Source organism: Priestia veravalensis, assembly GCF_001457055.1.
GTDB lineage: Bacteria > Bacillota > Bacilli > Bacillales > Bacillaceae_H > Priestia > Priestia flexa.
In genome coordinates, this window is sequence record NZ_KQ758675.1 from 1 (window position 1) to 26,140 (window position 26,140).

Annotated in this window: 32 protein-coding genes, 1 pseudogene and 1 riboswitch; of the genes and pseudogenes, 17 read left to right on the forward strand and 16 right to left on the reverse strand. The window is 36.1% G+C overall.

What is annotated here, in order from left to right; translation table 11 throughout:
* The first annotated feature begins 290 nt into the window (after nucleotides 1–290).
* From AS180_RS15895 to AS180_RS15910, 4 genes are all read left to right on the forward strand, one after another.
* Nucleotides 291–1,487 (forward strand): hypothetical protein, encoded by a 1,197-nt coding sequence (locus AS180_RS15895; RefSeq protein ID WP_062687137.1) that lies wholly within the window; start codon nucleotides 291–293, stop codon nucleotides 1,485–1,487.
* A gap of 34 nt (nucleotides 1,488–1,521) precedes the next feature.
* The gene (locus AS180_RS15900) at nucleotides 1,522–2,022 is read left to right on the forward strand and encodes a GNAT family N-acetyltransferase (RefSeq protein ID WP_025911434.1); all 501 of its coding nucleotides are present in this window, start codon (nucleotides 1,522–1,524) and stop codon (nucleotides 2,020–2,022) included.
* Nucleotides 2,023–2,325: 303 nt separating this feature from the next.
* Nucleotides 2,326–3,168, forward strand: coding sequence for an ATP-binding cassette domain-containing protein (locus tag AS180_RS15905; RefSeq protein ID WP_025911433.1), 843 nt, complete (start codon nucleotides 2,326–2,328; stop codon nucleotides 3,166–3,168).
* Nucleotides 3,169–3,170: 2 nt separating this feature from the next.
* Nucleotides 3,171–3,857 (forward strand): hypothetical protein, encoded by a 687-nt coding sequence (locus AS180_RS15910; protein WP_025911430.1) that lies wholly within the window; start codon nucleotides 3,171–3,173, stop codon nucleotides 3,855–3,857.
* A gap of 26 nt (nucleotides 3,858–3,883) precedes the next feature.
* On the opposite strand, the gene AS180_RS15915 is transcribed toward AS180_RS15910, so the two are convergent.
* The 3 genes from AS180_RS15915 to AS180_RS15925 all read right to left on the reverse strand — a co-directional run bounded on the left by AS180_RS15915 (nucleotide 3,884) and on the right by AS180_RS15925 (nucleotide 6,318).
* A complete protein-coding gene (locus AS180_RS15915) occupies nucleotides 3,884–4,744 on the reverse strand; it encodes a glycerophosphodiester phosphodiesterase family protein (protein WP_025911428.1) in 861 nt (286 codons plus the stop codon).
* 141 nt (nucleotides 4,745–4,885) lie between these two features.
* Nucleotides 4,886–5,512: a class F sortase gene (locus AS180_RS15920; protein WP_025911427.1), complete on the reverse strand. Its 627-nt coding sequence runs from the start codon at nucleotides 5,510–5,512 to the stop codon at nucleotides 4,886–4,888.
* Nucleotides 5,512–6,318, reverse strand: coding sequence for a DUF4397 domain-containing protein (locus tag AS180_RS15925; RefSeq protein WP_025911424.1), 807 nt, complete (start codon nucleotides 6,316–6,318; stop codon nucleotides 5,512–5,514). Before AS180_RS15925 ends, AS180_RS15920 begins: the two co-directional genes overlap by 1 nt.
* 337 nt (nucleotides 6,319–6,655) lie before the next feature.
* On the opposite strand from AS180_RS15925, the gene AS180_RS15930 reads away from it, so the two are divergent.
* Complete coding sequence (locus tag AS180_RS15930; RefSeq protein WP_374699999.1) at nucleotides 6,656–7,489, forward strand: YitT family protein; 834 nt, start codon at nucleotides 6,656–6,658, stop codon at nucleotides 7,487–7,489.
* Between the two features lie 70 nt (nucleotides 7,490–7,559).
* On the opposite strand, the gene AS180_RS22720 is transcribed toward AS180_RS15930, so the two are convergent.
* From AS180_RS22720 to AS180_RS23990, 4 genes are all read right to left on the reverse strand, one after another.
* The gene (locus AS180_RS22720; RefSeq protein ID WP_156413499.1) at nucleotides 7,560–7,703 is read right to left on the reverse strand and encodes a hypothetical protein; all 144 of its coding nucleotides are present in this window, start codon (nucleotides 7,701–7,703) and stop codon (nucleotides 7,560–7,562) included.
* Between the two features lie 120 nt (nucleotides 7,704–7,823).
* Complete coding sequence (locus AS180_RS15935) at nucleotides 7,824–8,276, reverse strand: hypothetical protein (RefSeq protein ID WP_025911421.1); 453 nt, start codon at nucleotides 8,274–8,276, stop codon at nucleotides 7,824–7,826.
* A 39-nt stretch (nucleotides 8,277–8,315) separates the two neighbouring features.
* Nucleotides 8,316–8,696, reverse strand: coding sequence for a hypothetical protein (locus AS180_RS23985; protein WP_309599130.1), 381 nt, complete (start codon nucleotides 8,694–8,696; stop codon nucleotides 8,316–8,318).
* Between the two features lie 30 nt (nucleotides 8,697–8,726).
* Nucleotides 8,727–9,092, reverse strand: a complete 366-nt coding sequence (locus AS180_RS23990) for a hypothetical protein (protein WP_309599131.1) — start codon at nucleotides 9,090–9,092, stop codon at nucleotides 8,727–8,729.
* A gap of 138 nt (nucleotides 9,093–9,230) precedes the next feature.
* Here AS180_RS23990 and AS180_RS23635 point away from each other — a divergent pair, with 138 nt between their 5' ends.
* Complete coding sequence (locus tag AS180_RS23635; protein ID WP_226372983.1) at nucleotides 9,231–9,380, forward strand: hypothetical protein; 150 nt, start codon at nucleotides 9,231–9,233, stop codon at nucleotides 9,378–9,380.
* 100 nt (nucleotides 9,381–9,480) lie between these two features.
* Nucleotides 9,481–9,963 (forward strand): alpha/beta fold hydrolase, encoded by a 483-nt coding sequence (locus AS180_RS15945; protein WP_226372984.1) that lies wholly within the window; start codon nucleotides 9,481–9,483, stop codon nucleotides 9,961–9,963.
* 224 nt (nucleotides 9,964–10,187) lie between these two features.
* On the opposite strand, the gene AS180_RS15950 is transcribed toward AS180_RS15945, so the two are convergent.
* The gene (locus AS180_RS15950) at nucleotides 10,188–10,784 is read right to left on the reverse strand and encodes a DUF3885 domain-containing protein (protein WP_025911418.1); all 597 of its coding nucleotides are present in this window, start codon (nucleotides 10,782–10,784) and stop codon (nucleotides 10,188–10,190) included.
* Between the two features lie 288 nt (nucleotides 10,785–11,072).
* Between AS180_RS15950 and AS180_RS15955 the strand changes: the two genes are divergently transcribed.
* Nucleotides 11,073–11,414, forward strand: a complete 342-nt coding sequence (locus AS180_RS15955; protein WP_225002392.1) for a hypothetical protein — start codon at nucleotides 11,073–11,075, stop codon at nucleotides 11,412–11,414.
* Between the two features lie 12 nt (nucleotides 11,415–11,426).
* On the opposite strand, the gene AS180_RS23640 is transcribed toward AS180_RS15955, so the two are convergent.
* The 3 genes and pseudogenes from AS180_RS23640 to AS180_RS24075 all read right to left on the reverse strand — a co-directional run.
* Entirely contained in the window at nucleotides 11,427–11,669 is a 243-nt protein-coding gene (locus AS180_RS23640) for a Ger(x)C family spore germination C-terminal domain-containing protein (protein WP_225002399.1), read from the reverse strand.
* 118 nt (nucleotides 11,670–11,787) lie between these two features.
* The gene (locus AS180_RS23645; protein ID WP_051567213.1) at nucleotides 11,788–12,333 is read right to left on the reverse strand and encodes a Ger(x)C family spore germination protein; all 546 of its coding nucleotides are present in this window, start codon (nucleotides 12,331–12,333) and stop codon (nucleotides 11,788–11,790) included.
* A gap of 143 nt (nucleotides 12,334–12,476) precedes the next feature.
* A pseudogene (locus AS180_RS24075) lies at nucleotides 12,477–13,577 on the reverse strand (spore germination protein); the annotation flags it as partial.
* Between the two features lie 134 nt (nucleotides 13,578–13,711).
* Between AS180_RS24075 and AS180_RS15970 the strand changes: the two are divergent.
* Nucleotides 13,712–14,113 (forward strand): secondary thiamine-phosphate synthase enzyme YjbQ, encoded by a 402-nt coding sequence (locus tag AS180_RS15970; protein WP_025911415.1) that lies wholly within the window; start codon nucleotides 13,712–13,714, stop codon nucleotides 14,111–14,113.
* Between the two features lie 323 nt (nucleotides 14,114–14,436).
* Nucleotides 14,437–14,562, forward strand: a complete 126-nt coding sequence (locus AS180_RS23910) for a hypothetical protein (protein ID WP_257788896.1) — start codon at nucleotides 14,437–14,439, stop codon at nucleotides 14,560–14,562.
* 30 nt (nucleotides 14,563–14,592) lie between these two features.
* On the opposite strand, the gene AS180_RS15975 is transcribed toward AS180_RS23910, so the two are convergent.
* Nucleotides 14,593–15,258 carry a C40 family peptidase gene (locus AS180_RS15975; protein WP_025911413.1) on the reverse strand — a complete coding sequence of 222 codons (666 nt, stop codon included), beginning with the start codon at nucleotides 15,256–15,258 and terminating at the stop codon, nucleotides 14,593–14,595.
* A 318-nt stretch (nucleotides 15,259–15,576) separates the two neighbouring features.
* On the opposite strand from AS180_RS15975, the gene pfkA reads away from it, so the two are divergent.
* The 3 genes from pfkA to AS180_RS15990 all read left to right on the forward strand — a co-directional run bounded on the left by pfkA (nucleotide 15,577) and on the right by AS180_RS15990 (nucleotide 17,993).
* Nucleotides 15,577–16,536: a 6-phosphofructokinase gene (gene pfkA, locus AS180_RS15980; RefSeq protein WP_025911412.1), complete on the forward strand. Its 960-nt coding sequence runs from the start codon at nucleotides 15,577–15,579 to the stop codon at nucleotides 16,534–16,536.
* 314 nt (nucleotides 16,537–16,850) lie between these two features.
* The gene (locus AS180_RS15985) at nucleotides 16,851–17,249 is read left to right on the forward strand and encodes a universal stress protein (RefSeq protein ID WP_025911410.1); all 399 of its coding nucleotides are present in this window, start codon (nucleotides 16,851–16,853) and stop codon (nucleotides 17,247–17,249) included.
* A gap of 12 nt (nucleotides 17,250–17,261) precedes the next feature.
* Nucleotides 17,262–17,993, forward strand: a complete 732-nt coding sequence (locus AS180_RS15990; protein WP_025911409.1) for an NAD-dependent protein deacylase — start codon at nucleotides 17,262–17,264, stop codon at nucleotides 17,991–17,993.
* Between the two features lie 29 nt (nucleotides 17,994–18,022).
* Here the strand turns inward: AS180_RS15990 and AS180_RS15995 are convergent, their stop codons facing one another.
* Complete coding sequence (locus AS180_RS15995; RefSeq protein WP_025911407.1) at nucleotides 18,023–18,265, reverse strand: hypothetical protein; 243 nt, start codon at nucleotides 18,263–18,265, stop codon at nucleotides 18,023–18,025.
* Nucleotides 18,266–18,504: 239 nt separating this feature from the next.
* Nucleotides 18,505–18,605: riboswitch (SAM riboswitch) on the forward strand.
* Nucleotides 18,606–18,685: 80 nt separating this feature from the next.
* Between AS180_RS15995 and AS180_RS16000 the strand changes: the two genes are divergently transcribed.
* The 4 genes from AS180_RS16000 to safA all read left to right on the forward strand — a co-directional run bounded on the left by AS180_RS16000 (nucleotide 18,686) and on the right by safA (nucleotide 23,038).
* Nucleotides 18,686–19,813: a 5-methyltetrahydropteroyltriglutamate--homocysteine S-methyltransferase gene (locus AS180_RS16000; protein ID WP_025911406.1), complete on the forward strand. Its 1,128-nt coding sequence runs from the start codon at nucleotides 18,686–18,688 to the stop codon at nucleotides 19,811–19,813.
* Between the two features lie 848 nt (nucleotides 19,814–20,661).
* Nucleotides 20,662–22,008, forward strand: coding sequence for a hemolysin family protein (locus AS180_RS16010; RefSeq protein ID WP_062687138.1), 1,347 nt, complete (start codon nucleotides 20,662–20,664; stop codon nucleotides 22,006–22,008).
* 112 nt (nucleotides 22,009–22,120) lie between these two features.
* Complete coding sequence (locus AS180_RS16015; RefSeq protein ID WP_062687139.1) at nucleotides 22,121–22,336, forward strand: hypothetical protein; 216 nt, start codon at nucleotides 22,121–22,123, stop codon at nucleotides 22,334–22,336.
* A gap of 75 nt (nucleotides 22,337–22,411) precedes the next feature.
* Nucleotides 22,412–23,038 carry a SafA/ExsA family spore coat assembly protein gene (gene safA / locus AS180_RS16020; protein WP_175384209.1) on the forward strand — a complete coding sequence of 209 codons (627 nt, stop codon included), beginning with the start codon at nucleotides 22,412–22,414 and terminating at the stop codon, nucleotides 23,036–23,038.
* A 45-nt stretch (nucleotides 23,039–23,083) separates the two neighbouring features.
* On the opposite strand, the gene AS180_RS16025 is transcribed toward safA, so the two are convergent.
* The 3 genes from AS180_RS16025 to AS180_RS16035 form a co-directional block, all read right to left on the reverse strand.
* Nucleotides 23,084–24,190, reverse strand: coding sequence for a mechanosensitive ion channel family protein (locus AS180_RS16025; protein WP_025911397.1), 1,107 nt, complete (start codon nucleotides 24,188–24,190; stop codon nucleotides 23,084–23,086).
* Between the two features lie 169 nt (nucleotides 24,191–24,359).
* Nucleotides 24,360–25,079, reverse strand: coding sequence for a DUF421 domain-containing protein (locus AS180_RS16030; RefSeq protein WP_025911396.1), 720 nt, complete (start codon nucleotides 25,077–25,079; stop codon nucleotides 24,360–24,362).
* Between the two features lie 96 nt (nucleotides 25,080–25,175).
* Nucleotides 25,176–25,796 (reverse strand): LysE family translocator, encoded by a 621-nt coding sequence (locus AS180_RS16035; RefSeq protein WP_025911394.1) that lies wholly within the window; start codon nucleotides 25,794–25,796, stop codon nucleotides 25,176–25,178.
* Nucleotides 25,797–26,140: the final 344 nt, after the last annotated feature.

A 26,140-nucleotide genomic window follows, 5' to 3' on the forward strand; every position in this document is an offset into this window, starting at 1 on the left:
GCGTAGGACACTCGACTCCTGCGGGAAAGAGAGGGAAAACGGAGATCCCGCAGCGCAGCGAGGAAGCTCAGGTTCCTCCCCGCGGAAAGCGAGTGACCGTAGCGCAATGGAACGAACGTGTTGAGACAAATCAAAGAGATGGGAACAGCTAGTGTTCGTCTTTTAGAAGCAATCATTTTGTTATGTCCCAAACTCTTTTTTTATAGGTTTTTGTCATGAGATGTTTGGATTTGTGCAAGGATAAGAAGAAGTAGATGTGACAGATAAATTTAATTAAAAGGAGTGACAAAATGAGGCGCTTTTTCTTATGCTTCTTCATGATATTATTGCTTCCAAGTACAGTTGAATCAGCTTCTAACTTCAAGGTAAGTTTTATTCGAGATGGTGACGTGTGGGTTTATGAAAACGGAAAAGAAACAAAACTTTCTTCAACTAATGAGGCAAGTGAACCGATTTGGTCAAAGCATGGAGCTTATATCGCCTATAAAAATGGAGAATCGTTGATGGTAGCTAGCGTAAAAGGCAAGCAAATTGAAATTGAAAAAGATGTCCAAAGTTATCAGTGGTCACCAACTGGTATGGAGATAGCGTACATATCAAACGACATTTTAACTATCTACAATGTTAAACAAAAGAAAAAAAGTCACGTAGCTCTTGACGTTGATCAGTTTTCATGGTTCCCAGATGGTAAACAATTTTTAATAACGGAGTCAGCAACCTTATCACCGAGAGGTTGGGGAGTGGTTAAATTATATACGGTTGAAAAAAATGCAAATCTAGATATAAAAAAGGTCGAACCTTTTGCAACCTTACCTCATCAAAGCGACTCTTTTTTTGCTTATACAACGAGCGAATTTAAGTGGTCAGAAAATGGACATTGGATTAGCTTTTTAGCTATTCCGACAGCTTCTATGTCAGCTGATGGAAACACGCTATGCGTTATAACTTCTGAAGGTAAAGCGTTTCAATCAATCGGTACAATGCTAAACGTATCAAATTGGTTTAAGTGGTCTCCCCATCAGCAAGAGCTAGCTTTTATTAATGGAGAAGGTCGGATTGCTACTGAAAATAAAACGTTCACGTTAAAAGAAATGCCCGTTTTTAAAGAGCATATTTTTACTCCAAAAGGTTTTGCTGACTGGGATTTTACGTGGGCAGCAAATAAGCAAATTATTATTTCACGAGTACAAGAAGCGGATTGGTCAAACGACGCTAAGAAACGCCCGCTTCCCTCACTTTATACAATTAACTTAGCAAAAAACCAGCAAGAAAAATTAACTAATCCTTTAAAAGGCTGGGGGGATTATGCGCCAACATATATCAATCAGTCCAAGCAAACCCTATGGATACGTACGAATCGTAAAAGAGCCAATATTATGGCTGGTAGTACAAAGCAAGAAAAAATACTCATTAAAGATGTCGATGTGCCTGATAATTATTATGATTTATATCGGTGGAATGATGTTTTCACTGTATACGAGCCCTAACATGTAAGAAAATAAGCGAAAACCAGGTGAGGATATGAACATTCGATTGTTAACCAAAGAAGATGCAGATATTTATTGGGAACTACGTTTAAGAGCCCTACGAGACCATCCAGAAAGCTTTGTTTTAAGCTATGAAGAAGAATGTGAAAAAGAAGTGTCAGATATTCGTAAGCAATTTCCTACATTTGAAGACGAGTTTATCATGGGAGGGTTTCTCGATGATAAACTTGTTGGAATTGTAGGTTATAAAAAACAAAAACCTTTAAAAGTTCAGCATAAAGGAGATATCTGGGGAATGTACGTAGCTCCTGAAGCAAGAGGAATGGGGCTTGGGAAATCACTTTTAAAAGCAGTTATTGAACAAGCTTCAAAATCAACGGAGCTGCTGCAAATTTATCTTGTGGTCGCAGCTAATAATCAAGGAGCAAAAGCTCTGTACACTGCTTTAGGATTTAATAGCTATGGGTTTGAAAAACAAGCTCTACATGTAGAGGATAAATTCATTGACGAAGAGCATATGGTTCTTTATATGTAGAAGAATCAAAGGGCTGAGAAATAAGCATTTCAGTGAACTAGATATCCGAACGATTGCGAGTTAACTGGCAATCGTTCGGATATTTTTGTTGGTTATGGAAATAAGTTATAAATTGAGTGTCTGCAGTGCAATGCAAAGAACGTGTTTCTATAACTTACTTATGTTAGCAACGTCACGATTCGCCTTTGAGAGTTAATTTTCTTGTCTAAAAATGTATGTGAAGGCACTATTTATGTAGTAAATATGCTACTATTTAACTAACCATTATTTATTATATGTTTTACTAAAGGAAGGATAAGTAAAATGGAATCATTAATTCAATTGAAAAATATCTCAAAATCATACAAAAAGCAAACGGTATTAGAGAACGTCCATACAACTTTTCAAAAGGGAGAAACAGTAGCGATTGTTGGCAAGAACGGTGCTGGAAAAAGTACGTTGTTAAAGATTGTAGGAGGGTTAATTAAGCCCACCAAGGGGAGCGTAACAATTGATACATCCATTGGTTTACCAGCCTTTGTGGTTGAACAATTTCCTCAAGAGCTTCCGTTTCGGCTTCAAGATTATCTATTTCATATGGGACGTATTCAACAAATCTCGAAAAAAAAGCTACTGTTAAAAATTGAAGAGCTGCTCGAGACCTTTGATATGACCGAGTATAAATACGAAGAAATTACTTCTTTTTCAAAAGGAATGAAGCAGAAAGTAAATATGATGCAAGCGATGCTGGGATCTTCAGAGCTTCTTCTTCTTGATGAACCGTTATCTGGTCTAGATGCCAAAGCGCAGGTTGACGTTGAGAAAGCGTTTAGACGATTAAAAGATCGAGGAATGACCATTATTTTTACCTGTCATGAAGAAAGATTAATTCAAGTAACGGCGGATCGAGTGATTACAATTGGTGCTCACAAAATACTTCGAAGTCAGCGTATTGAATGTATAGATAAACTGGCTGTTATTGAAGCAGATTTTATTATGAATAAGCCTATTCGAGAGCTGAAAGGTAAGTGTGCTAAGGTTGAGCAACACGGCAGTCGCTATACGCTTTATATTAGAAAGCAAGATATGAATCAATTGCTCAAAGAGCTAATTGATGTGCGAGCGGATATTCATCGTGTAGAAATTATTGAAAGGGAAGACTATTAGAAATGATTGCATTGATACGATATCATTATCTTACATATTTAAAGTCATATCGGTATATTCCGCCATTGGCTTTGTATTTAATCTTATTAATTATTACCTATACATACACACCAAATCCGGTATTAGACAGTTTCTATAATACTTCTATTTATTTATTCTTTATCTTTTCGTGGATTACAATTTCATTTATGCACGCGGAAAATAGTAAGCAAGAAAGAATTACAAGGCTGCATGTGAGGAAGAAATCAGTTTATTTCATCAGTAAAATAATCAGTGCTGTAGTGCTGTCAATTATTCTAAGCGCTGTTTCAATTTTATATCCAATCGTCTTTGACATGTTTTCTTCAATGCCCACTGCTAAGGAGCAAGTGTTTGGATATTTACTGCATTTAGTAAGCTGCTTAACAAGCATGAGCGTGTCATTATTGTTCACTCGTCATATGCTTCGCACTGGTAATCTTTCGTGGTTTGGTCCAGTGTTTGTGTTGGTATTAACGTTGGCAGTAGCGGGTGTTCCTTATCCTTATGAAGGTTTGCAAATGGTTATTTATTTATTGCCGCCAATAGCAGCCCTGATACACTTTATAAGTGAGGATATTCATGTTTGGATAGGCTTTTGTTGGGGGCTTGCTTACTCAGCTGTCGTCATAGGTTTTTATTTATCAATTGTCCGTAACCGAGATATTTAAATTTGCTCAGTACAATAAAGCCCCTTTTACACCGGGAAATTAAATGTAAAAAGGGGCTTTTCATAAGGATGAACGACTTTATATAGACGGTCAGGATAATTAGTGAAAATACCGTTCACGCCCCATTGAATTAACTTTTTCATCTCTTTTGTATCATTTACCGTATAAGCATGAATGTCTAGTCCATATGATTGGACCATTTTTATATAGCTTTTTGTTAACGTCTTTGAACTTGAGCCAATTCCATCAGCATATCGATGAATATTTTTTAATTGATGTGACGTTAATAAGCCTTGTCTATAGGAAACTAATTGAATGAGCATAATGGAAGGTTCTAAGTGGTGAAAAGTCCGCAAACTTTCATCACTGAACGATTGAATAATAAGCTGTTGTTTATTTATAGTGTACTTATCTAAAAGAGCCATTAGCTTTTTTTCCATACCGGGATATTCATGAGGTGATTTTGTTTCAATATAATAACGAATGTCGTTTCCAAACGTGGCAAAAATTTCGTCAAGCGTTGGAATATAAGCTCCTTTTCCCTTGCTAGAAAACCAGCTTCCCGCATCTAAAGTCTGCAGTTGCTTTACGGTTTTATTCTTTACATATCCCGTTCCATTCGTTGTACGGTGTAGGGCATAGTCATGAATGGCAACTAATTGACCATCTTTAGACATATGCAGGTCAATCTCAATATAGTCACTTTTCATTTTTTGTGCCAGCTTATAGGCTTCTATCGTATGCTCTGGTTCATGGCCAGAAGCTCCGCGGTGAGCAATGATAAGCGGGTCTTTTTCAGCCGTATTAGCGATGTTGGTGTTACTAATAAAAAAAGCAACCCCTACTAAGCATGTAATTGAAAGTACAATAAGCCATTTTTTGTGCATATAGTAGCCTCCTGTTCATCCGCTTTTATTTTAAAGTAGTAAGGAAGTGCGTGTAAACGAAGATTTCGTATTTATTAGTATGTCCGATAGAACAAGATGTTTTCATGGATATAGTGGAAAAATCATAAAAGTAGCCAATGCTTATTGAGCATTGGCTACTTTAGTATCCTGAAGTTTTGTATAAACAACAAGGCGTTCTTCATGTGTTTTATTTTGTTTATCGAATAATCCTGTACACGTTATTAAATTGAGATGATGATCAAACGTTGGACCGAAGATTTCTCGTAAAGGTGCATCTTCACGCGGATAGGCTTTTTTATCAGTAACAACAAATGTAAGTACGTTACCCGATTCATCAGATACAAAGATCTCATCACCCTTATCAAGTTTATGAAGGTTGTAAAAAATTGCAGGTCCTTCTTTATCATCAACATGCCCAGCAATAACAGCATTTCCTTCATTTCCTGGCTTTGTGCCTGGTTCAAACCAAGCGACATCATCACCGTTATCAGGAACATCCATTTGTCCATCATTAGTTAAGCCGGTTTTTTCAATCAGCGCTTGAATGTCTAACTTTGGTATTGTAAGCTGAGATGGGACAGAAACATCAACCGACGCTTGTGGGGGCGAATTTGTTGATTTTGTTTCTGCCATTTTTACTTTTTCAGGATCGGGCTGTGAAGTTGTTGCGACTGACTGAGCTGAACAGCCAACTAATCCTAAAAAAGCAGTGCATACAATTGGTAGAGCCCATCTCATGTTGTTCATTAATTTTCGTAGCCTTTATGACGACGAACAACAAAGATAGCAACTGCTCCAATTCCTAATAGAGTTAATACAGGAAGAAGGGAGTCATTTGATTGCTCAGAAGCTCCACCCATACCTGTTTTGGGCATTTCAGAAGGCATTGCCGTATTGTCTTTTAAAACAAGTGGCTCAAGGCTGTCAGCAGTATTTACAACAAGTACCGTGTAAACTGTATTTGCTTCTAAGTTTGTACCTGTAAGGTCTAATACTTTCGTATTACCATCAGTAGTTGTTACTTCCAGATCATATGTGCCAGCATCTACTTCTGTATAATCTGTTACTTGTTTAAATGATACATTTTCAAAAAGGGTTAGACCGTTTGCAACGCCTATATTTACTGCAGAAGCATCAGGAGAGAAGTGACCTACGCGCACTTTTGTTTTTCCTTCTGAAGCATTCATATCATCTTCAAGCACTTTTAACTCTAAATTAGCAACTTTGTTAATTGCAGCTACAGTATAAGCTTTTCCAGCTTCAACTGTTAAGTTTGTAGAAACGACAGCTTCTTCTTTTCCTTTTGTACCAGCAGCATAGATGTCAACTTTATGTTCACCAGAAGATAGATTTAAATAATCAGTAGCATCTTTGAAAGCAGCACCTTCAACAGCAGCTTCTCCATCAACGTATACGTCAACCTCAGGTGCATCTGGTGAAGCGTGAACAACACGTACCATTGCATCGTTGCTTGCAGCTGATGCGAAATGCCCAGTAAAAGCAAGTAATAAAACAGTCATTAAAGAAGTGATACTAACTTTAATTTTTTTCATTTGCTTCATTCTCCTTTTGTATACTTTTTTGTTTAACGTTTGTGCAAATGTTAAACAAATATTTTATACCCAATGTGTAATTTTGAAAATTTTTAAACTGTTTTTTAATTTGAATGTTTTTTGAAGATGAAAAATGTTTGTGTAACTTTACAATTGTTATCATCTACAAGTTTATCCAATATATTCATGGTTTAATGCTTAAGATGCGAAATATAATAAATAAAATAAAGGAAATATTCAGAATGTTATGATAAAATTAAAGAAAGGAGTGGATGTTCCAATGCTGCCCGTTGAAGAAGAAAAGGTAAAAATAGTGCATCGGTCTTTACCTCGCAAAATGATTATTAAGCGTGTGTTACTTATTTTATTTGGAGCTATATTAATGGCGGTAGGTCTAGAGTTTTTTCTAGTACCTAATAAAGTCATTGATGGAGGCATTGTTGGAGTGTCTATCATATTGTCTCATTTAACAAATTTAAAACTTGGGGCGTATATTTTTGTACTAAACTTACCTTTCTTTTATATAGGTTATAAGCAAATCGGTAAAACGTTTGCCTTATCAACTCTTTTTGGCGTCAGCATTTTATCTATTGCTACATACGTTTTTCATCCACTGCCGGTGCTAACAACAGATCCGCTTTTAGCAACGGTTTTTGGAGGTATCGTTTTAGGTATTGGGGTAGGAATTGTGATTCGGTACGGTGGCTCTTTAGATGGGACAGAAATTCTAGCTATTTTATTTAATAAGAAAACGCCTTTTTCCGTTGGCGAAATTATCATGTTCTTTAACTTATTTATCTTAGGAAGTGCAGGGTTTGTGTTTGGATGGGACCGTGCTATGTATTCGTTAATGGCTTATTTCATTGCTTTTAAAACAATTGATATTGTTATTCAGGGGTTAGACGAGTCAAAGTCCGCTTGGATTATTAGCGAACAGTACGAACGAATTGGTGAAACTATTTTAGCAAGGTTAGGCAGAGGAGTAACGTACTTGAAAGGAGAAGGAGCATATACGGGTGATGATAAAAAAGTAATCTTTTGCGTTATCACAAGATTAGAAGAAGCAAAGCTAAAAGAAATTGTTGATGAAATTGATTCAACTGCATTTTTTGCGGTAGCAAATATTGCTGAAGTAAGAGGAGGGAGGTTTAAGAAAAAAGATATCCACTAAGTATAGAAAGAGGCTAAGACGTAAATAAATGTTCGCTTCTCAAAGACGAGTCATGACGTTTCTAAAATCGTTAGGGTGTAAGAGCAAGTCCATTCCATTGCGCTGCAGATACTGGCTTTCCACGGGGAGGAATTTGAACCTCCTCGCTGCGCTGCGGGGTATCAACCTTCCCTCTCTTTCTCGCAGGAGTTGAATGTCTTACGCTCCATTTCACTAGTTTTTTAAAGGTGTTTTCCAAACCGACAGAAAATACCTGAACTATCAAAAGAAGTTAACTTGCGCTAGTTCGGATAGATGGTTGACAGAAATGCTTATGTCCCAACTTCTTTTTGCTCTATGAAAGAACAGCTAATCCCTTGGAGAAGTTTGTTTTTAATATTTTAATTACACGATCTGTTTGTTCTGGTATACACTCTACGATTAAAATCACTTCCGCCGTTTGCTCATGCTTACTTCGCTTTTTAACAACTCTATAATAAATAAAGTTAATTAAAAAGCCAATGATAAACCCTGAAGCAGCACCAATCAATCCCCAGTATATAGGTCCCCATGTTAAGATGAATCCAACGCTTACGCCTATAACTGCAAAAGCTGTTGCCAGCCCAGCAGCGATGTCAAATAAGCTAATGCCGTCTGATTGATGAATACTATCGAAAAGTAAAAAATGATCATCTTTTACTTCTAGTGGGATGGCTAAAATTTGGCTTTTAGGAATACCACTGCGCTCCAATGCTACAATGGCGAGCTCTAGGTAAATTGAGTGATTAAAAGTAGAGAATACTTGCATAATGGGCTCCTTACTATATCGGGATTTAGCGTATAGAAGCTATAATCGCTGTTTTAATGAAAAGCGGTATTGCTGATAGTTTTGTGAAAGAAAGTCAGCCTGTTCACGATCATATAATTTATTGTTCTCAATGGTGTTAACATAGGCATCATAGGCGCTAAAACCATATATAGAAGGAAGAAATAAAAGCCATTCTATATTTAAAACGCTTGTTGAACTTGGGATGTCTCCTAAAAATAGAAAATGAATCGCAGGAAGAAATTGTGATTGATAAAAAAATACGACTACCCAAATTAAAGAGAAGAAACCTATGATAATTCGGTGAATATAAAGCTGACCAGATCCCGGCATGAGTATGGACCACATGACGGCTACTAGGGGGCTTCGTTTATCAAGGTAGTTGACTTCTAAAGCGCCCATTTTAAAGATATCAAAAGGTTCATTTTGATGTTAAGCCAGCACGTACACTTTGTTTATGTCGATGGTTGTGCGATAGCTATCCCAAACGGCAAATAGATAAACAGGGATATATAAAAGCGCCCATCGAGTATCCAATATGCTTCTGGCTTCTTCTAGCCTACCAGTAAAAGAATATACCATTGCAACATTAATGTTGGCATGAATATTTGTATAAACCTCCCAAATGAATAAGAGCAGCCCTGTAATGTTTTTAGATAACAAAAGATGACCGAAGCCAGGAAAAGCCGCCGACCACCAAGCAATGATATACGGATTTCGAAGGTGGAGCTGAGTTATGCCAAACAAGCTAACATAGGCTTTATGTCGCTTGTGCGTTTGGTAAGTAATATGCTTCATACAGAATTCCTTTGCTGGTTAATTTGTTTTATTGTTCCGTAGAACCATTATTTTCATTCATAAAGATGCATTTTTGCTACAAGATAATGTAAAGTATGTGCATGTTCCATTCGATAGTATAAAGAAAAGAGGAATTTTATGTTTAAGCGATTACTTAAAGTACTAGCGGTAGGAGTTTTGGTTTTATTTGCTGTCGTGGTAGCATTCTCTGTCATTTGGACACAGTTTGATTACAAGCCTTCTCAAGAAGTTGAAAATTTAGGTGTCCCAAAGCAAGCGATACAATGAGATGGTTACCTGTTTTTTCAGCCAGATGATAATACTGATATAAAAGGTGGCTCTATTATTTACCAAGGTGCAAAAGTAGAAGCAATGGCATACGGTTATTATGCAACAGGAAATCGCAAAGCAAGGATATCTAGTAGGGATAGTAGATGCGCCTTTTAATGTTAGTTTCTTCTCAAGTAACAAGGCAGAAGAAATCATGAAGGAACACCCTACTATTAATAATTGGTTTATCGGAGGACACTCTTTAGGAGGAGTTGTAGCGAGTTCTTATGCGTACAATCATCAAAGTAAGGTAAAGGGACTCATTTTATTGGCTGCCTATCTAATGAACAAAAATGACTTTTCAAACACAAATTATCCAATTTTATCATTAACAGGTGACAAAGATGGTTTATCAACGCCTAATAAGATTTCTGAAACGAAGCATTTATTATCAAAAAATACAAAAATAGTAAAGTTAAAAGGAGCAAATAATGCCCAATTTGGTCTATATGGTGAACAAATTGGGGACAATAAAGCGACTATTTCTCCTGAAGAACAACAAAAGCAAATGGTTCAACGGCTTAATGAGCAAATAAAATAAAGAGACTGAGACATAAGTAGTTCAGTCCTTACTATACCTGAACGATTGAGAGTTCATAACTTTTAATCGTTCAGGTTTTTTGTTAATTGTGAAAACAATGTTGGAAACAGGGTGGAATGGACCGTAGCGCAATGGAACGAACGTGTTGAGACAAATTAAAGAGATGGGAACAGCTAGTGTTCGTCTTTTAGAAGCAATCATTTTGTTATGTCCCAAACTCTTTGTTAGCTTATTGGCGAATGTTCAGTAGCATCCATATCTAAAATCCATTCGTTAAACTTTTCTTGTAGTAAACCAAGCGAACGTTGATTATTAGATACGACATCCAACGCTCGATCATCATAGAGATGAAAAATTGTTCCTTTGCTTACGTTGATAATGTAACATTCCTCTTCAATCGCAGGTTGGATATGTAAATCGCGATTCGCAATAGATTGTAGTAGTTGCTTTTGCTTTAAGTCAGTTGGCCTGCAGGCAATTGCATACTCATTTTTAGTTGATAATAGCTGTACGCTTGTCTTTCTTAAGCGAGAGCGAATGAATTTTTTCATTAATATATCAGTGCGCTTTAGAAAGGATAGTTCAGCTTTTGAAGATGGCGAACGAAATACAACGATGAGCTCATCATTTTCATCATGAAGTGCTTTAAAAATTTGGTATGTGCGTTTATAAACATTTTTCATATACCCTTGTTCCCACACGCGCTTTTGGTTTGTTAGCTTGAATCGGATGCCTATTGGTGCATTGTAAAAAAGCGGTTTTCTCATTTGGATATCAGGAAATAAGTGAGATAAATATGATTGTAAAGTAAGATTGTTCATACGCAACACCCTATCTATTCGTAAAGTTTTTACCTTTTATTGACTCAAGTGTAGCATGAAGTCGATTGAAAATGTGAAGTGCAAACCTGATTTAACGGAAAGGTAATACAACTGTTATATTTCCATTCAAATTCTTATAAAAGAAAGGTGTTTTTTACAAATTTGTCGTATTAGTAACGTACATATCTCTATGTCAATCACTCTGAATAAAAATGACATAGCAGAACGTTTTTGCTCACGCAGAATTTCACTTGATAATAGAGCTAACCATATGAAAAGTAGGTGAGGATGATAAAAAAACAGATTTTGCTAGTCGTAGGCGTTACGTGTTTATTATTTGTGCTAATTTTTTATAAGACTATTTTTCAAGAAGGAAATCCGATACCCTTAGCAGTGGGGATGGCAAAAATGAAAACAGGAAATGAAAAGGTAGTTCAAGTTTCAGATAAACCAGAGAAGTATTTAATTCACTCCGATGATTACCTATCGTTTATTAAAGAAATGGATAAAAAAGGTGATACGTTTCAATACCAGGAAGATGAATTATTTTATTTTGATCGAGAAGAAAAGCGAGCTTCTTTTGAACGAAAATCATACACCAATCGCTACATGATTATGGAACTAAAGTAAGACAGCGACTAATTAGCCGCTGTCTGTTTTTGCTCCAAAATCTTCAATTGTAACGTCAACATGATAATCAATAGTAGAGTTTGAAAAAATAGTATCCCATTCTTTTCGATGTTTCTTCCAAAATGCAGGGTGGTTGATTCGTACATACTCTCTAAATTCAGGTGCATCTGCTTCATAATCAGATTGGAGCTTGTTAAGTATTTTGTTTGTATCTGATTGGATAATGTTCTCTACATTTTTTTCAATATGGTTAATAAAAGAAGGAGATAGCTTTTGGTCAGTAGCATCCCAATCTTTAGATAACCGTCCTGATGTCTTTTTCTAATTTTGAAACACGTTGTACTAAAAAGCTTTGGTCCGTTTTTAACTTAGCTCATATTTCTCCCAATGATAAGGTGGGAAGAATTTTATTGGTCCGATACCTATTTTCAACTAAATCATAAATGACATTGACCGGTGGAGTATCCATTCCTTTAATCGTTAAAATAGCCTTTGCTTGGCCATTTGTAACAAAAACAAGGCAGCTTCTGCGAATTTCATTATCCCTAGCAAGCTGATCCATTAGAGAGTCTAACTTGAAGGTCTTCCCAGCTGTTTCACTAAATACTAAAATACGCTGATGCTGACTGAATAAAGGGTCTTGCTTCAATGCAATGTTCCTTGTAATTTCATGTACTGTGGGTCCTTTTGTTACAATGTTTTTATACGGTGAAGATGAGGAAGAAGATACCCCACCACGGTCTGGAGATATAAGAGTTTGATGAGTGAGCATAAGGTTATGCTGAGACGTCTTTTCTTTCACCGTGTCTAAGGAATCCATGCCAACGCCAATGACGAGTAAGAGTTGTTCAATGTTTCGGTGTCGAGAGCAACCCACTAATATGATTATCATCATGATGTCAGCTAAATATTTATTCATATTCTCCTCACTCGTTTCTTAATTAGCATAATTGATCCTAAAAAAAATGGAACTGCAAGAAATATAATTAAAAAAGCCCAGCTTAAAAGGTCAGCAAAAGCAATAACGTCTCCAGCCGTTTTAGGGAGGAGTGACCCTACTACAATAACAACCCCTCCTACTAATCCAACAGTCTGCCCAACAGGTGTTGGGAGGCGAAGTCCGGCTTCTCTTAACAATTCGATGGTCACTTCCATTACCATCGCTTCAATAAAAGGTGAAAATGGTACGTCTTCTCGCGTGGCTGCAATGGTAATGGCAAGCTCAGCGGGAAGCAGGCCTTGATGAAAAGAAACAAGGCTAATATAAATGGCTGAGAAAAAAGAGCGTAATGAAAATTGAAATATAGCGAAGAAGGCGTAAGAGAGAACCTGCCAACCATCTTTCGTAATAGTCATCGGGCGATTTCATAATCATGTCAATTGTTGTTGGTACTAATAGAGCAAAAGGTGAACCGTCTACAAAAATTGCAACTCTGCCTTCATTAATAGCAGCTAAGACGCGGTCAGGTCTTTCTGTATTTTGGACCTGTGGAAAAGGAGAATAAGAAGCTTCTTCGAGAAATTCTTCAATCATTCCAGAACCTTGAACATTATTAAGATTAATGTTTTGAAGTTTTTGGCGAACTTGATTAACGATATGAGGTTGACATTGCTTTTTATGAAAAACAATTGATGTTCGATGAAGCCGTTCTTCTCCAATGAAAACATCTTCGACTGTTAAGTTTGCATCACTTGCTCTTTGCCTTAATATGCCGATATTTTCTTCTAAGTTTTCAATTAACGCAACCTTTGGACCACGCACAACTTTTTCGGTCGTTGGTTCACTCCACGTACGCTGTTTAGCTATTGTCATATTTAAAGAAAAAGCCGTTGTACGATTATGAATAAATAATAAAGGTTCTCCTTTAAAAAAGCAGTGAGAGCTTGCTTGTACGTATAAACTTCACTGCTTTCAACAGTTGAGATAAAGGAATCCCAACGATCTAGCGTGTTGGCTGGTGATGAGGTTTTTGTTTGAATCATTTTTTCTGTTAATTGATTCAGCTTTTCGCTGTCTACAAGCCCTTGTAGATAAAGAATATAAACAAAATCAGTAGATGAAATCCATAGCTTTTTTGAAGCTATGTCACTGCTACCACCTGCTAATTCTAGAAATGTCTTAACAACGTACTCTGTGTCTCGTTGAAACGTTGAATTGAGCAAGTCTTCATCACCTTTACATTATTAGTAATATATTGAGTTCAGTAGTAAAAAACAGTACGATAAAAAAGAATATATATTAGTCTTTACGAGTTCAATAGGTGTTATGCTAACTAATCGAAAAAGGACGTGAAAACATGCTACATTCATTTAAACTTCAAACGAGTAATCGCGATGAGATGATTGATTTGACAAGTCAAGTGGAAACAGAAATTAAAAAGCATCAAGTGAAAAGCGGAGTAGTCACCGTATATTGTCCACATACGACCGCTGGTATTACAATTAATGAAAATGCAGATCCAGATGTAAAACGTGACATGATTAGAAGATTTGACGAGGTATATCCTTGGATTGATGAAAAAGATCAGCATTTTGAAGGGAATACAGCTGCCCATCTAAAGGCAAGTACAGTTGGTTCTTCGCAACAACTTATTATTGAGAATGGAAATTTATTATTAGGAACGTGGCAAGGGATTTATTTTTGTGAATTTGATGGCCCTAGAAACCGTACATGGTATATTAAAATTCAAGCAGATTAAAAGAAGAGGCTGGGATATAAGTAATTCAGCCAATGATAAACCTGAACGATTGAGAGTTCCTCATCTTTAATCGTCCAGGTTTTTTTGTTGATTGTGAAAACAATGTTGGAAACAGGGCGGAAAGCGAGTGGCCGTAGCGCAATGGAACGAACGTGTTGAGACAAATCAAAGAGATGGGAACAGCTAGTGTTCCTCTTTTTGAAAATTTGTTTTGTTATGTTCAACCCTCTTCTTTTAGCATGTCTTCTTTTTTTGATTTTTTGTTATAAAACAAAAGATAGATAATATATATGTTATATAACAGAAAAAGGGAGAGATCTTGTGTGGAGCAAATTACAATTAAACAAGAAACAGAACAAGAACAAAATGAAAAGACAAATTTTACGTGGGTAGATGAATATCCAACAGTATTAGATATTATTAATGAGTACTATAGTTTTTGCCGTTAAAAAAGCCAACGCAAGTTGGCTTTTTGTTATTTAACGAATTCTTTTTGCACCAATATAACGCTTGCTCCAATAGCTATCTTTTAATGAAGAAACTGAAACACCTTTTGAAGATGAGCTATGTAAAAATTGATTGTTTCCCATGTAGATACCGGCATGGGAAGCGCCTTTTTGGTATGTTTGGAAAAATACAATGTCCCCAGGCTGTAAGCTTGTAACTCGTGTCCCTTTTTTATAAATCTCTGCTACAGTTCGAGGTAAAGTAATGCCAGCGCCCTGCTTGAATGTATAACCAATAAAGCCACTGCAATCAAATCCTCTAGGAGTTGTTCCACCCCAGCGATATGGTACCCCTACATACTGCTTTCCTTTATTAATAACTTTTGAAGCATTAAATGTAGAAGTCTGTGAAGAAGTTTTTACTCCAAGCTTTGCATATGTGCTTTTTCCAACAACTCCATCGGCAGACAATCCATTTTTACGCTGAAATGATTTAACTGCATTTGATGTAGCTGGTCCAAAATAAGTTGTTGTATTGCCAGTGAAATAACCTTTTTTCTTTAAAAGCTGCTGTAATTGCTGAACATCCTGATTTCTCATTCCTTGCTTTAATGTTTGATCACCTAGCGCAGCTTGGCTGACTAAAGGGCTAGCAAATAAAAAGCTAGCGAGGGTAAAAACCGCCACAAATTTCTTCATAATGGGCCTCCATCAATTTTTCATCAATTTTCGTAAAATAATCATAACACCTTTCGACAGATGGAAACGTTACATTTTCATTACAAAATATGAAAAAAATGAAAATTAGAGTGAGCAGAATGATGTGTTTTGATTTTGAGAAATAGAAAAAAATTGAATATTTAGCTGTTAATAACTAAAACATATGAAAATGTAAGGACATTTAAAAATAATAATAGAAATCTGTTGTGAATTACTACACAAATACTTTGTAGTCATGTAGAATGTAAAAATAGAATACAGTGTCAATTGATTTGACTTTTGATGAGGTGAAAAGTAATGAAAAGAATAGGTGTATTAACAAGCGGCGGTGATTCTCCAGGAATGAATCCTGCGGTTCGTGCTGTTGTGCGTAAAGCGATTCATGAAGGAATGGAAGTTTACGGTATTTATCAAGGATATCAAGGGTTAATTGAAGGGAATATTCGAAAGCTTGAAGTTGGTGATGTTGGTGATATCATTCAACGCGGTGGAACAATGTTATATTCTGCAAGATGTCCAGAGTTTAAAACAGAAGAGGGACGCCGTAAAGGTATTGAAAACCTAAAGAAGCATGGTATTGAAGGTTTGGTTGTAATCGGTGGAGATGGATCTTACATGGGAGCTGTTAAGCTAACTGAGCTTGGTTTTCCATGTGTAGGTATTCCAGGAACAATCGATAATGACATTCCAGGAACAGACTTTACTCTAGGTTTCGATACAGCTTTACATACTGTTATCGATGCAATTGATAAAATTCGCGATACGGCTACTTCACATGAACGTTCTTTTATTATTGAAGTAATGGGACGTAATGCTGGAGATATTGCTCTATGGTCAGGGCTAGCTGGAGGAGCTGAAACAATCTTAATTCCTGAAGCGAAAGATGAGTTCCAAGAGATGGTAGATCGTTTAAAGAAAGGCCAAGAGCGTGGTAAGAAACATAGTATTATCGTTGTTGCTGAAGGTGTAGCTACAGGAAACGAAGTAGCAAAACAGCTTGAAGAAGCTGCTGGAATTGAAACTCGCGTTACGGTTCTAGGGCACATTCAGCGCGGTGGATCACCAACAGCACAAGATCGCGTGTTAGGAAGTCGTTTTGGTGGCCGCGCCGTTGAGTTATTAATGGAAGGTAAAGGCGGGCGTGCAATCGGTATCCGTAAAAATGAAATTGTTGATTATAATATTATGGAAATCCTAGGTGAACCTCATCATATTGATGAGCGTATGTATCAACTATCAAAAGAATTATCAATCTAAACGATATAAAGGCGAGACTTCTTATAGAGGAGTTTCGTCTTTTTTTAGTTTCAAACCAGTACCTTCACAATGCTTACACTTTTTTGTGTAGAATATGCCAGGAATAATCATTACTTTCCCAAGCCCTTTGCAAAAGGTACATATCAGCTCAAACCCCATAATGCCATCATTCCTTTTATTTAGTATAGCATTTCTGTTTATTAGTATAACACAAAAGCGTAAATATTTTTAGAAAATTTAATTTTTATATCGCTTTCTTCAATGGAATAAAAAATAGTAGAGCTGTTATAATTGATAGAAAAGGAGTGAAGGACATGTTTAAGCGAATTTTATTAGCTTCAGATGGGTCTGAACACGCTGCTAGAGCAGCTGAAAAAGCGGTTGCTTTAGCAAGATTAACTGATCGAAGCTTTGTTCAAGTGATATATGCAGTAGAAGGAGATAGTAGGTTAAACACGCTTGGAAAAGATGAAGCAAGAGAAAAGCGTATCCAAACAACACAAGAAGTTTTAGAGAAATCTGATATAGAGTATGAAATTACGTTTATTCATGGAGATGCTGCTAAAACAATTATTCAATTTGCTAACAACAATCGCTTTGATGTTGTAGTAGTTGGAAGCCGAGGCTTAAATCCAGTAAAAGAAATGTTTTTGGGGAGCGTGAGCCATAAAATTGCTCAACATGTGAAGATACCCGTATTGATTGTAAAGTAGGAGAGAGCGCCAATGAATATGCAAGTTGAAGAGTTAAAGAAACGAATTGGAGAGGCAAGTCGGATCTGTGTCTTTACGGGAGCGGGAATAAGTACAGAGTCGGGCATACCTGATTTTCGCTCGCAAAACGGATTGTATCGAAAAAACCTAGAATTTTCAGATGTGATTTCTACTTCTTTTTATCAGAACAATCCGGTACTTTTTTGGGAGCTATTTAAAGAGATTTTTCGTGTGAAGCTGCTTGATGAATATGAACCTAACTCAGGTCATTACTTTATAGCAGAATTAGAAGAAGAAAAGACCGTGCATGTGATTACACAAAATATTGACGGCTTGCATCAGAAAGCAGGAAGCACGAATGTATATGAAATTCACGGAACAATTAAGCGAGCACATTGTCAAAAATGTGGAAGTGAGTTTGGGTTAAATTTTCTAACCAAAGTTGAATTACCGAGCTGTACGTCGTGTGAAGAGGCACTAAAGCCCAATGTAGTTTTATTTGGAGATTCAATTCACTGGTTTGAAGAAGCTGTAGAGGCAGCTTTACAAAGTGATTTATTTATTGTCATGGGTTCATCTTTGCAGGTAACACCCATTAATCAAATTCCTTTATTAGTTAGAAAACATGGTCAGGTACCAATGGTCATTATTAATAAAGAGCCAACTTACTATGATTATGTGTTTGATAATCAAATACACCTCCCAATCGGTGAAGTTGTAACGGCTTTAAAGAGTGGGAAGTGAAAAAGCACGCTACGGGCAGCGTGCTTTTTTTAAACTTCAAAATAGATAGCGAAGCAGAACACAGAAATGACCAGAAAAAACGCTGAATGCAACTTGCTTTCTTTAAACGTCAAAACAGCTTCAATAAATAAAAATAAACTTAGCATTAATTGAATGTATGGTAAATAAGCAATATAGTTGGTAGAATCGCTGTTCTGAAAAGCGATTATTCCGTATACCACAGCTCCGATTAAAAAGGCATATTTTAATAGTTGTAATCCTTTAACTAACATCTTTGTGAGGTTCCTCCTTATTTAAAACCTAGGTCACATGATTATAACATATATTATATAGATGTAGACAACTAAAGTGACGCGATATGTTTGACCACGGTCTATCTTTCATGAACTCAAAAGGATATGAACCACTTCTGAATACTGAATGAAAAATTTTTTATTTCTGATTTTTCAAATTCCTTGTTGACAGACTAAGAAAGTAGGTGTAATATTTTCCCTAGTTAATTAATTGAATATTCTTATCTCGAGAGGCGGAGGGACTGGCCCTGTGAAGCCTCGGCAACAGACTGTTAAAGTACTGTGCCAATTCCAGTAGCAATTTGCTTGAAGATAGGAGAAGAACCAATAACGACTATTAACCTCTTCTTATCTTTAAGAAGAGGTTTTTTATTTTGAACAGAAAGAGGGAATAGAACCATGACAAAGACATTAGTGAAAGCTCCATTTAAAGCTGATCATGTAGGGAGCTTTTTAAGAACAACTCCTCTCAAAGAAGCAAGAGAAGCCTATACAAATGGTCAGATCAGTAAAACGACTTTAAAATCTGTAGAGGACCAGGAGATTGAAAAGCTTGTCCAAAAACAAATCGAAGTGGGACTTAAATCTATCACTGACGGAGAATTTAGACGTGCATGGTGGCACTTAGATTTCTTATCAGGTCTAGATGGTGTAGAAGAGTTTGAAACGGAGTATATTAGTCAATTTAAAGGTGCCAAAACAAAAAATAAAGCAATCAAGGTAGTTGGTAAAGTAGATTTCAACCATCATTATATGCTGGAACATTTTACATTTTTAAAAGAAGCTGTTGAACAATATGGTGATGGAAGCCAAGTTGCTAAGTTTGCTATTCCAAGTCCCAACATGTTATTCACTCGAATTCAAGAGGATACTTACTACAATGGGGATAGAGAACAGTTTTATCATGACACGGTAGTTGCTTATCAAAAAGCAATTCAAGCTTTTTATGATGCAGGCTGCCGCTACTTACAGTTAGATGATACTTCATGGATTGATTTTGTTTCTGAAGAACGTATAGATGCAGTTGTTGAGAAGCTGGGTATGGATGTAAAAGATATTATTGATACGAGAGTCAACTGCTTAAACGATGCGATTTCTAAAAAGCCGGAGGATATGGTCATTACGATGCACATTTGTCGTGGAAACTTTAGATCTACGTATATTACCAGTGGTGGCTACGATACTATTTCAGACGCAATTTTTGCTAACTTGCATGTAGATGGGCTTTTCCTTGAATATGATGATAATCGTTCAGGAGATTTTGAGCCATTAAAAAGTTTTACACGTAACAACCAAACAGTTGTATTAGGACTAGTAACATCTAAATTTCCTACATTAGAAGATGCAGAGGTCATTAAACAAAGAGTTAAAGAAGCGAGTGCATCTATTCCTCTAGAAAACTTGTCACTGAGTCCACAATGCGGGTTTGCAAGTACGGAAGAAGGAAACGAACTAACAGAAGAAGAGCAATGGAATAAAATTAGTCACGTCATTAAAATTGCTCAAGATATTTGGGGCGCTAACTGAAGAATAAGAGTTGTTTCTTAATTTTACATAAGAATCCAATTAGATCTTTCTTTTCGTTGTAGTAAAATTGGAAAAAGCTGCGTCTATAAATGATGCAGCTTTTTTTGTGTATTGATAGCGTAACTGCAAATTATCTACAGGTAACATAATATTTATTGGGTAAGATAGCGAACTGTCACGCTAAAGAAACGAAAGATTCTTGATAGATGTATTTATCTTGCAGAATGCTTAAGTTTCAGAGTTGACTCGCAATTGCCTTAAAGGTATTGTATACACACCAAATGTCGAATAGTTTATTTCTTCATATAATAAAAATAATCAGTGATAAGTAGTTTAAGGAACTCATACTGTAATAATAAGTGAAAATTCTGTCATTATTGAAATGTAAAAGCTGAATATGTGAAAGGAATGTTCTTATTGGGAATCAGGAGTAGACTAGGGTTGTTTTTGTTAGGCATTTGTTTAAACGCAATTGCATTCGTTAGTCTTATCATGGAATTGAGTTTAGTTCCCATTCACGCAAGAAACGCAGGTGATTACCTAACAGTATTTTTAAGTGAGATGCATATTTTTCTCTTTTTGATAGGCGTGATATGTGTTATTGTAAGCTTTTATATGCCTGTGAACAGTAAAAAATAGAAGTGTCTTTTATAAAAGGTGTAAAGTATTTATACTTAAGATTCGTGTTAGAACACTGGCTAAAAGGTTTGACGACACAGTTTTTTACATTTAAAATAAAAAGACATAACTATTTAGCAATAAAAAATGTTTTAAACTTTTAATCACTTAGGAGGTGACTCCTTACTCGTACTATTACGAGCTAAGGAACTTGATTGGACATATTTAACTTGATTTTATTAGCGGTACTGATTGCATTAACTGCCTTTTTCGTTGCTACAGAATTTGCAATTATTCGAATTCGTAGCTCTAGAATCGATCAATTAGTGGTGGAAGGGAGCAAAAATGCAAAAGCTGCGAAGCAAGTTATTACCAACCTAGATGAATATTTATCCGCTTGCCAGCTGGGAATTACAATTACAGCATTAGGCCTTGGGTGGTTAGGTGAGCCTACTGTAGCTCATATGCTTGAACCACTTTTTGAGCAACTTGGTATTGAAGGAGGGTTATCTACCATCATTTCAGTTGCTATCGCGTTTGCTGTCGTTACGTTTCTACATGTGGTAGTTGGAGAGCTAGCTCCTAAAACGTTTGCTATTCAAAAAGCTGAAGCGGTGACTCTATTATTTGTAAAGCCGCTAATATTCTTTTATAAAATCATGTATCCTTTCATCTGGGTACTTAATGGCTCAGCTCGCTTGCTAACAGGTTTATTTGGACTAAAATTAGCATCAGAGCATGAATTAGCACATAGTCAAGAAGAGCTTCGCATCTTATTATCAGAAAGCTATAAAAGCGGTGAAATTAATCAATCAGAATTTAAATATGTCAGTAAAATCTTTGACTTTGATGACCGAGTGGCAAAAGAGATTATGGTACCACGAACAGAAGTGGTCTCAATTGATCAAGAAGATACGATTGAATATATTTTAGATATGGCAAAAGAAGAGCGATTCACTCGCTATCCTATTATTGATGGCGATAAAGACCATATTGTTGGTTTGCTAAACATGAAGGAAATCTTAACTGAGCTTGTTATGAAAGATGTGCAGTCAATTCATTTAAAAGATTATATTCGTCCAATTATTCAAGTGGTTGAAACGGTCTCTATTCACGATCTACTGCTAAAAATGCAGCGTGAACGCATTCAAATGGCGATTTTAGTTGATGAATATGGTGGTACAGCTGGTATTGTAACAATTGAAGATATTTTAGAAGAAATCGTTGGTGAAATTCGTGATGAATTTGATACGGATGAAAAGCCTCTCATTCAAAAGGTGAAAGATTATCATTACATTGTGGATGGTAAAGTGCTTGTAAGTCAAATTAATGAGCTGCTTGGCATTCAAATTGATGATACAGAAATCGATACGATTGGTGGCTGGGTATTAACAGAAAAATATGATGTAAAGCAACAGGATATTATTGCGTTTGAACAGTATGATTTTAAAGTGAAGGCAATGGAAAATCATCATATTCAATACGTGGAAGTCATCAAGCGACGTCAGGTAACCGAAGTTGTTTCAGAACCAATGCCAATCCCTGAAGTCGATCCTTCACAGGCGCTATCTTCATAAAGAGGCTGGGACATAAGTAATTCAGCCAATGATAAACCTGACCGATTGAGAGTTCATAACTTTTAATCGGTCAGGTTTTTTGGTTGATTGTGAAAACAATGTTGGAGACAGGGTGGAATGGAGCGTAGGACACTCGACTCCTGCGGGAAAGAGAGGGAAAACTGAGATCCCGCAGCGCAGCGAGGAAGCTCAGGTTCCTCCCCGCGGAAAGCGAGTGGCCGTAGCGCAATGGAACGAACGTGTTCAGACAAACCAAAAAGATTGGAACAGCTATTGTTCGTCTCTTAGAAGCAATCATTTTGTTATGTCCCAAACTCTTTTGGTATAAACTATTCTCTAAAATTAGTAGTATAGGTGATTATTACCGCTATTAATCTGTCAAAAAATTTGCTTTAATATGATTATGAAAACTTTATTAAAATTCTCATCAATTACAATGTTGTCTGTCACTCTTGTTTTTGGATTAAATCATACTGCTCAAGCATCTACAGTACATACTGTTCAATCAGGAGATACTATGTGGAAAATTGCAGTGAAATACCAGGTAGGTGTTCAAGAAATTATTGATGCAAACCCAAGTATTTCGAACCACAATGTAATCTATCCTGGTCAAAAAATCAATGTGCCAAGCGTAAATACTACGGCTCAATCATTTGAAGAGCAGGTTGTAAAACTTGTGAACGAAGAGCGCGCAAAAGTAGGGGTAAAACCGTTGAAATCTAATTGGGAAGTAGCGCGAGTAGCTCGCTATAAATCTCAAGATATGATTGATAAAAACTACTTTAGCCATACTTCTCCTACATACGGAAGTCCTTTTACTATGCTGAAAAACTTTGGTATTTCCTATAAAACAGCAGGTGAAAACATTGCTGCTGGACAAGCGACACCAGAAGCCGTTGTGAAGTCATGGATGAACAGCGAAGGGCACAGAAAAAATATTTTATCCAGTAGCTTTACAGAAATTGGAGTAGGTTATGTTAAAGGCGGAAGCTACGGACATTATTGGACACAAATGTTTATCTCAAAATAAAATAGAAAGGAGAAAAGGTTGCTAATTTATTTAGCAACCCTTTTTTTATCCGCGAGACCTTTCTAATATATTTGTATCTTGTTTAATGATATCTTCAGATTGTTGCACTACAAGAGCACGAGTTGGAAAAGCAAAGTCAACTCCTTCTTCTTGTAAAATGTCCATAATTTTAAAGTTTATTTTTTCTTTTACCTCTAAATAGTCAGCATAAGCCGTTGTGTTAGAAAAGAAGTATAGCAGAACATCAAGGCTCGATTCGTTAAAGGTTTCAAAATTAACAATAATCGTTTCCTTATGAATATCTTCATCTTCCATCAGCATTTGCTTAATCCGCTCAACTGAGGTTTCCAGCTTTTCTTTAGGTGTATTATAATTCAATCCTAAATGAAATGATATTTGACGTTTCCCCATTTTAGCCCAGTTTACAATAGGCTCATTTGATAGGGTTGCATTGGGAACTGTTACAAGCGCTTGAGCAAACGTTCGCACCTTTGTGCTTCGAAATGTAATATCTTCAACCACGCCTTCAACGCTTGGTGTTTTAATCCAATCTCCAATTGTAAAAGGCTTTTCTGTAATAATAACAACTCCGCCAAAAAGGTTGCTAACCGTATCTTTAGCTGCAAGGGCAAATGCTAGCCCTCCGAGTCCTAAGCCGGCTACGAATCCATTAACGTTGAAGCCCCATTCTTCACCAATAATGGAAGCAGATAAAACGACAACGATAATGCGAATAAATTTCTCAACAAATGGAATAACAATACGGTCTACTTGAACATCAAAATTTTTGGAGAAAGTTGAGAAAAAGAGAGCCGTTGAATCCGCTAGGTTGTAAAGTCCCCACCCTGCGAGAATAATAAAAGCAGAACGTATAATCTGGCTTTCACGCTCAGCCGTTAAAAGTTCAAACGGTAGATAAGGGAGCGCAAGCTGAATACCAATGATTACAAAAATCCACCTCATTGGCTTTTCAAATGCTTCTAAAATACTTGTGATAAGGTCAATTTTTTTATTCTTAACAAACCCGATAATAAATTTAAATAAATAAGTTGTAAACAGTTTACGCAGCACAAGGAAAATTAAAAAAATCCCAACTGCTAAACCAATATTTTTCCAACCATCAACAGATGATAGTGAGTCAACAAAGTCCATATAAACCTCCTAATACGCAAACAATCTTGTATCTACTAAAATAGCATAACTTCACGGTTAAAGCTATAAAAGTCCATGCTGTACATTTATTCAGAAATATTTTTAAATAAAGCTTATCATGAAGGACTTTACTATGTACTTATTTTAGTAAATAAAATAAGCAAATCTTTTAATGATGTAGCGGCGGGGCCGGATTTATTGGTGAATATAGTGATACATGTAGTTTACCCTCATCAGTCAGTGAAGCAAAGAAAATATCAGAGAGATTTTCAATATCTCGTGTTTTTAACTCGCTTAATAACCATTCTTTTGTCTGGTTGCAGTAAGTTAATACTTCCTCGTATATCTTTCCTTCAATAATTAAGGGATAAGCAAGATCTAATTGGTTATTTGCAATTTGCAAATCATCACGCGTCAAAAATTCTTTGGACGCTTTTTTTTGAACGGTTAATTGCCCGTTGGATTCAATAACAGCGATTTTAACAACACTGATATCAAAGACGTTACTTTGGCGAAGCATATATAAAATATTATCAATTGAGTATCGAATGCGCTTAAGATTCTCAATTAAAAATGCACCATCTTTAATGACAACAATTGGTTCAAATGTAATCTTTTTTCCAAATGAGCGCGAGTGAATCTTAAAGTAAGCAATAATTTTCTGGAAAATGGCAATCATAACAATTGCAATCGCTGTATGGATATGTTCAACTTTTGGGTCAGCAATATCTGCTCCTACAACAGCGCCAAGAGACATTAAAATAAGAAAGTCAAAGATGGGAAGCTCGCCGATTGAGCGTCTGCCCATAAACAGCGTCATAATAAGCAAGAGAGGTAAAATAGTAACAATTCTAGTCAATAGAATGAGGGAATCTTTTAATAAATCCATTGTAAAACTCCTTACTTTCTTAGGCTTTTCACTTAGTATGTATAAAAAAAGAGTTAATATGAATGAAAAAAGAAGCTCTGTATAAACAGGCTTCCATTAGTGATCTGTAAATAATAATTTCAAACCTAAAATGCCAAATACTGTACCTTGTATATACTTTAGTGATAACTGCACGTGACGGTTGTTTTTTGCACGCTTTCCAAGGTAAGAAGCGAAAAGTACTACAAGAGAAAAGACAACTAACGTTTCTAAAATGAAAATCATGCCGAAAGAGAACATCTGTAGGCCTACATAACCTAATGATGGGTTCACAAACTGAGGTAGAAATGTAATGAAGAATATAGCTACCTTTGGATTAGACAGATTGGTAAAAAAACCTTTTTTGAAAAATTGCGCTGTATTCATCTGAGTGGAAGTTAAAGATAAAGGCTCAGTTTTAGAACGAAATGACTGAATAGCTAAAAATAAAAGATAAAGCACGCCAACAATTTTTAAAATATTAAATGCTAATACGGACTGCTGAAAAATAATAGATAGCCCTCCAGCTGCCAAGAGCGTATGAATGAAAGTACCGGTAATGGAACCTAGTACTGTTTTCATTCCTGCTTTAACACCTGAGGTTAAGCTTTGAGTCAAAACAAATAGCATGTCTTGACCGGGAATTAATACAATTGTTAATGAAACAACTATGTAAGATAAAATCCAAGATAATGTCATGGTCACCCCTCCTGACATTGATTAAATCATGTCTTTATGACGATTCTCAAGAGTCTGTGCTAATGAAGTAATAAAGTAGTTTATTACTAAAGTAAAGGAATAAAACGACTTGACGAATTTGTCTGATATAAATATAATTTACTTCACTAACGTCGCATAAATATTGACTGAATTTTCTGTTTTCTTATTTTTCCGTTTGAGAAGAAAAATGAAGACACGTGAACAGAGGTAGTAATCATCCATTTTTTCACTATAACCTTTGGCGAGGGCGACAGAGACGGTTAAACCTTTACGGGACAGCTCTTCCTGCTATTTTTCGAATCCAAATGTGTGCGGATTTCCAC

Coding starts and splice junctions, on each gene's coding strand:
- AS180_RS23635 (WP_226372983.1), top strand. CDS start 9,231: ATGTTTAAGCGATTACTTAAAGTACTAGCGGTAGGAGTTTTGGTTTTA.
- AS180_RS23985 (WP_309599130.1), bottom strand. CDS start 8,696: ATGGGCGCTTTAGAAGTCAACTACCTTGATAAACGAAGCCCCCTAGTA.
- AS180_RS15970 (WP_025911415.1), top strand. CDS start 13,712: ATGCTACATTCATTTAAACTTCAAACGAGTAATCGCGATGAGATGATT.
- AS180_RS15925 (WP_025911424.1), bottom strand. CDS start 6,318: ATGAAAAAAATTAAAGTTAGTATCACTTCTTTAATGACTGTTTTATTA.
- AS180_RS15990 (WP_025911409.1), top strand. CDS start 17,262: ATGAATATGCAAGTTGAAGAGTTAAAGAAACGAATTGGAGAGGCAAGT.
- AS180_RS23645 (WP_051567213.1), bottom strand. CDS start 12,333: ATGAATAAATATTTAGCTGACATCATGATGATAATCATATTAGTGGGT.
- AS180_RS23990 (WP_309599131.1), bottom strand. CDS start 9,092: ATGAAGCATATTACTTACCAAACGCACAAGCGACATAAAGCCTATGTT.
- AS180_RS15915 (WP_025911428.1), bottom strand. CDS start 4,744: ATGCACAAAAAATGGCTTATTGTACTTTCAATTACATGCTTAGTAGGG.
- AS180_RS16035 (WP_025911394.1), bottom strand. CDS start 25,796: ATGACATTATCTTGGATTTTATCTTACATAGTTGTTTCATTAACAATT.
- AS180_RS15975 (WP_025911413.1), bottom strand. CDS start 15,258: ATGAAGAAATTTGTGGCGGTTTTTACCCTCGCTAGCTTTTTATTTGCT.
- AS180_RS15920 (WP_025911427.1), bottom strand. CDS start 5,512: ATGAACAACATGAGATGGGCTCTACCAATTGTATGCACTGCTTTTTTA.
- AS180_RS15950 (WP_025911418.1), bottom strand. CDS start 10,784: ATGAACAATCTTACTTTACAATCATATTTATCTCACTTATTTCCTGAT.
- AS180_RS15910 (WP_025911430.1), top strand. CDS start 3,171: ATGATTGCATTGATACGATATCATTATCTTACATATTTAAAGTCATAT.
- AS180_RS15955 (WP_225002392.1), top strand. CDS start 11,073: ATGATAAAAAAACAGATTTTGCTAGTCGTAGGCGTTACGTGTTTATTA.
- AS180_RS15985 (WP_025911410.1), top strand. CDS start 16,851: ATGTTTAAGCGAATTTTATTAGCTTCAGATGGGTCTGAACACGCTGCT.
- AS180_RS15905 (WP_025911433.1), top strand. CDS start 2,326: ATGGAATCATTAATTCAATTGAAAAATATCTCAAAATCATACAAAAAG.
- AS180_RS15900 (WP_025911434.1), top strand. CDS start 1,522: ATGAACATTCGATTGTTAACCAAAGAAGATGCAGATATTTATTGGGAA.
- AS180_RS15930 (WP_374699999.1), top strand. CDS start 6,656: ATGATTATTAAGCGTGTGTTACTTATTTTATTTGGAGCTATATTAATG.
- AS180_RS15895 (WP_062687137.1), top strand. CDS start 291: ATGAGGCGCTTTTTCTTATGCTTCTTCATGATATTATTGCTTCCAAGT.
- pfkA (WP_025911412.1), top strand. CDS start 15,577: ATGAAAAGAATAGGTGTATTAACAAGCGGCGGTGATTCTCCAGGAATG.
- AS180_RS15935 (WP_025911421.1), bottom strand. CDS start 8,276: ATGCAAGTATTCTCTACTTTTAATCACTCAATTTACCTAGAGCTCGCC.
- AS180_RS15945 (WP_226372984.1), top strand. CDS start 9,481: ATGCAACAGGAAATCGCAAAGCAAGGATATCTAGTAGGGATAGTAGAT.
- safA (WP_175384209.1), top strand. CDS start 22,412: ATGAAAACTTTATTAAAATTCTCATCAATTACAATGTTGTCTGTCACT.
- AS180_RS16000 (WP_025911406.1), top strand. CDS start 18,686: ATGACAAAGACATTAGTGAAAGCTCCATTTAAAGCTGATCATGTAGGG.
- AS180_RS16030 (WP_025911396.1), bottom strand. CDS start 25,079: ATGGATTTATTAAAAGATTCCCTCATTCTATTGACTAGAATTGTTACT.
- AS180_RS15995 (WP_025911407.1), bottom strand. CDS start 18,265: ATGTTAGTTAAAGGATTACAACTATTAAAATATGCCTTTTTAATCGGA.
- AS180_RS16025 (WP_025911397.1), bottom strand. CDS start 24,190: ATGGACTTTGTTGACTCACTATCATCTGTTGATGGTTGGAAAAATATT.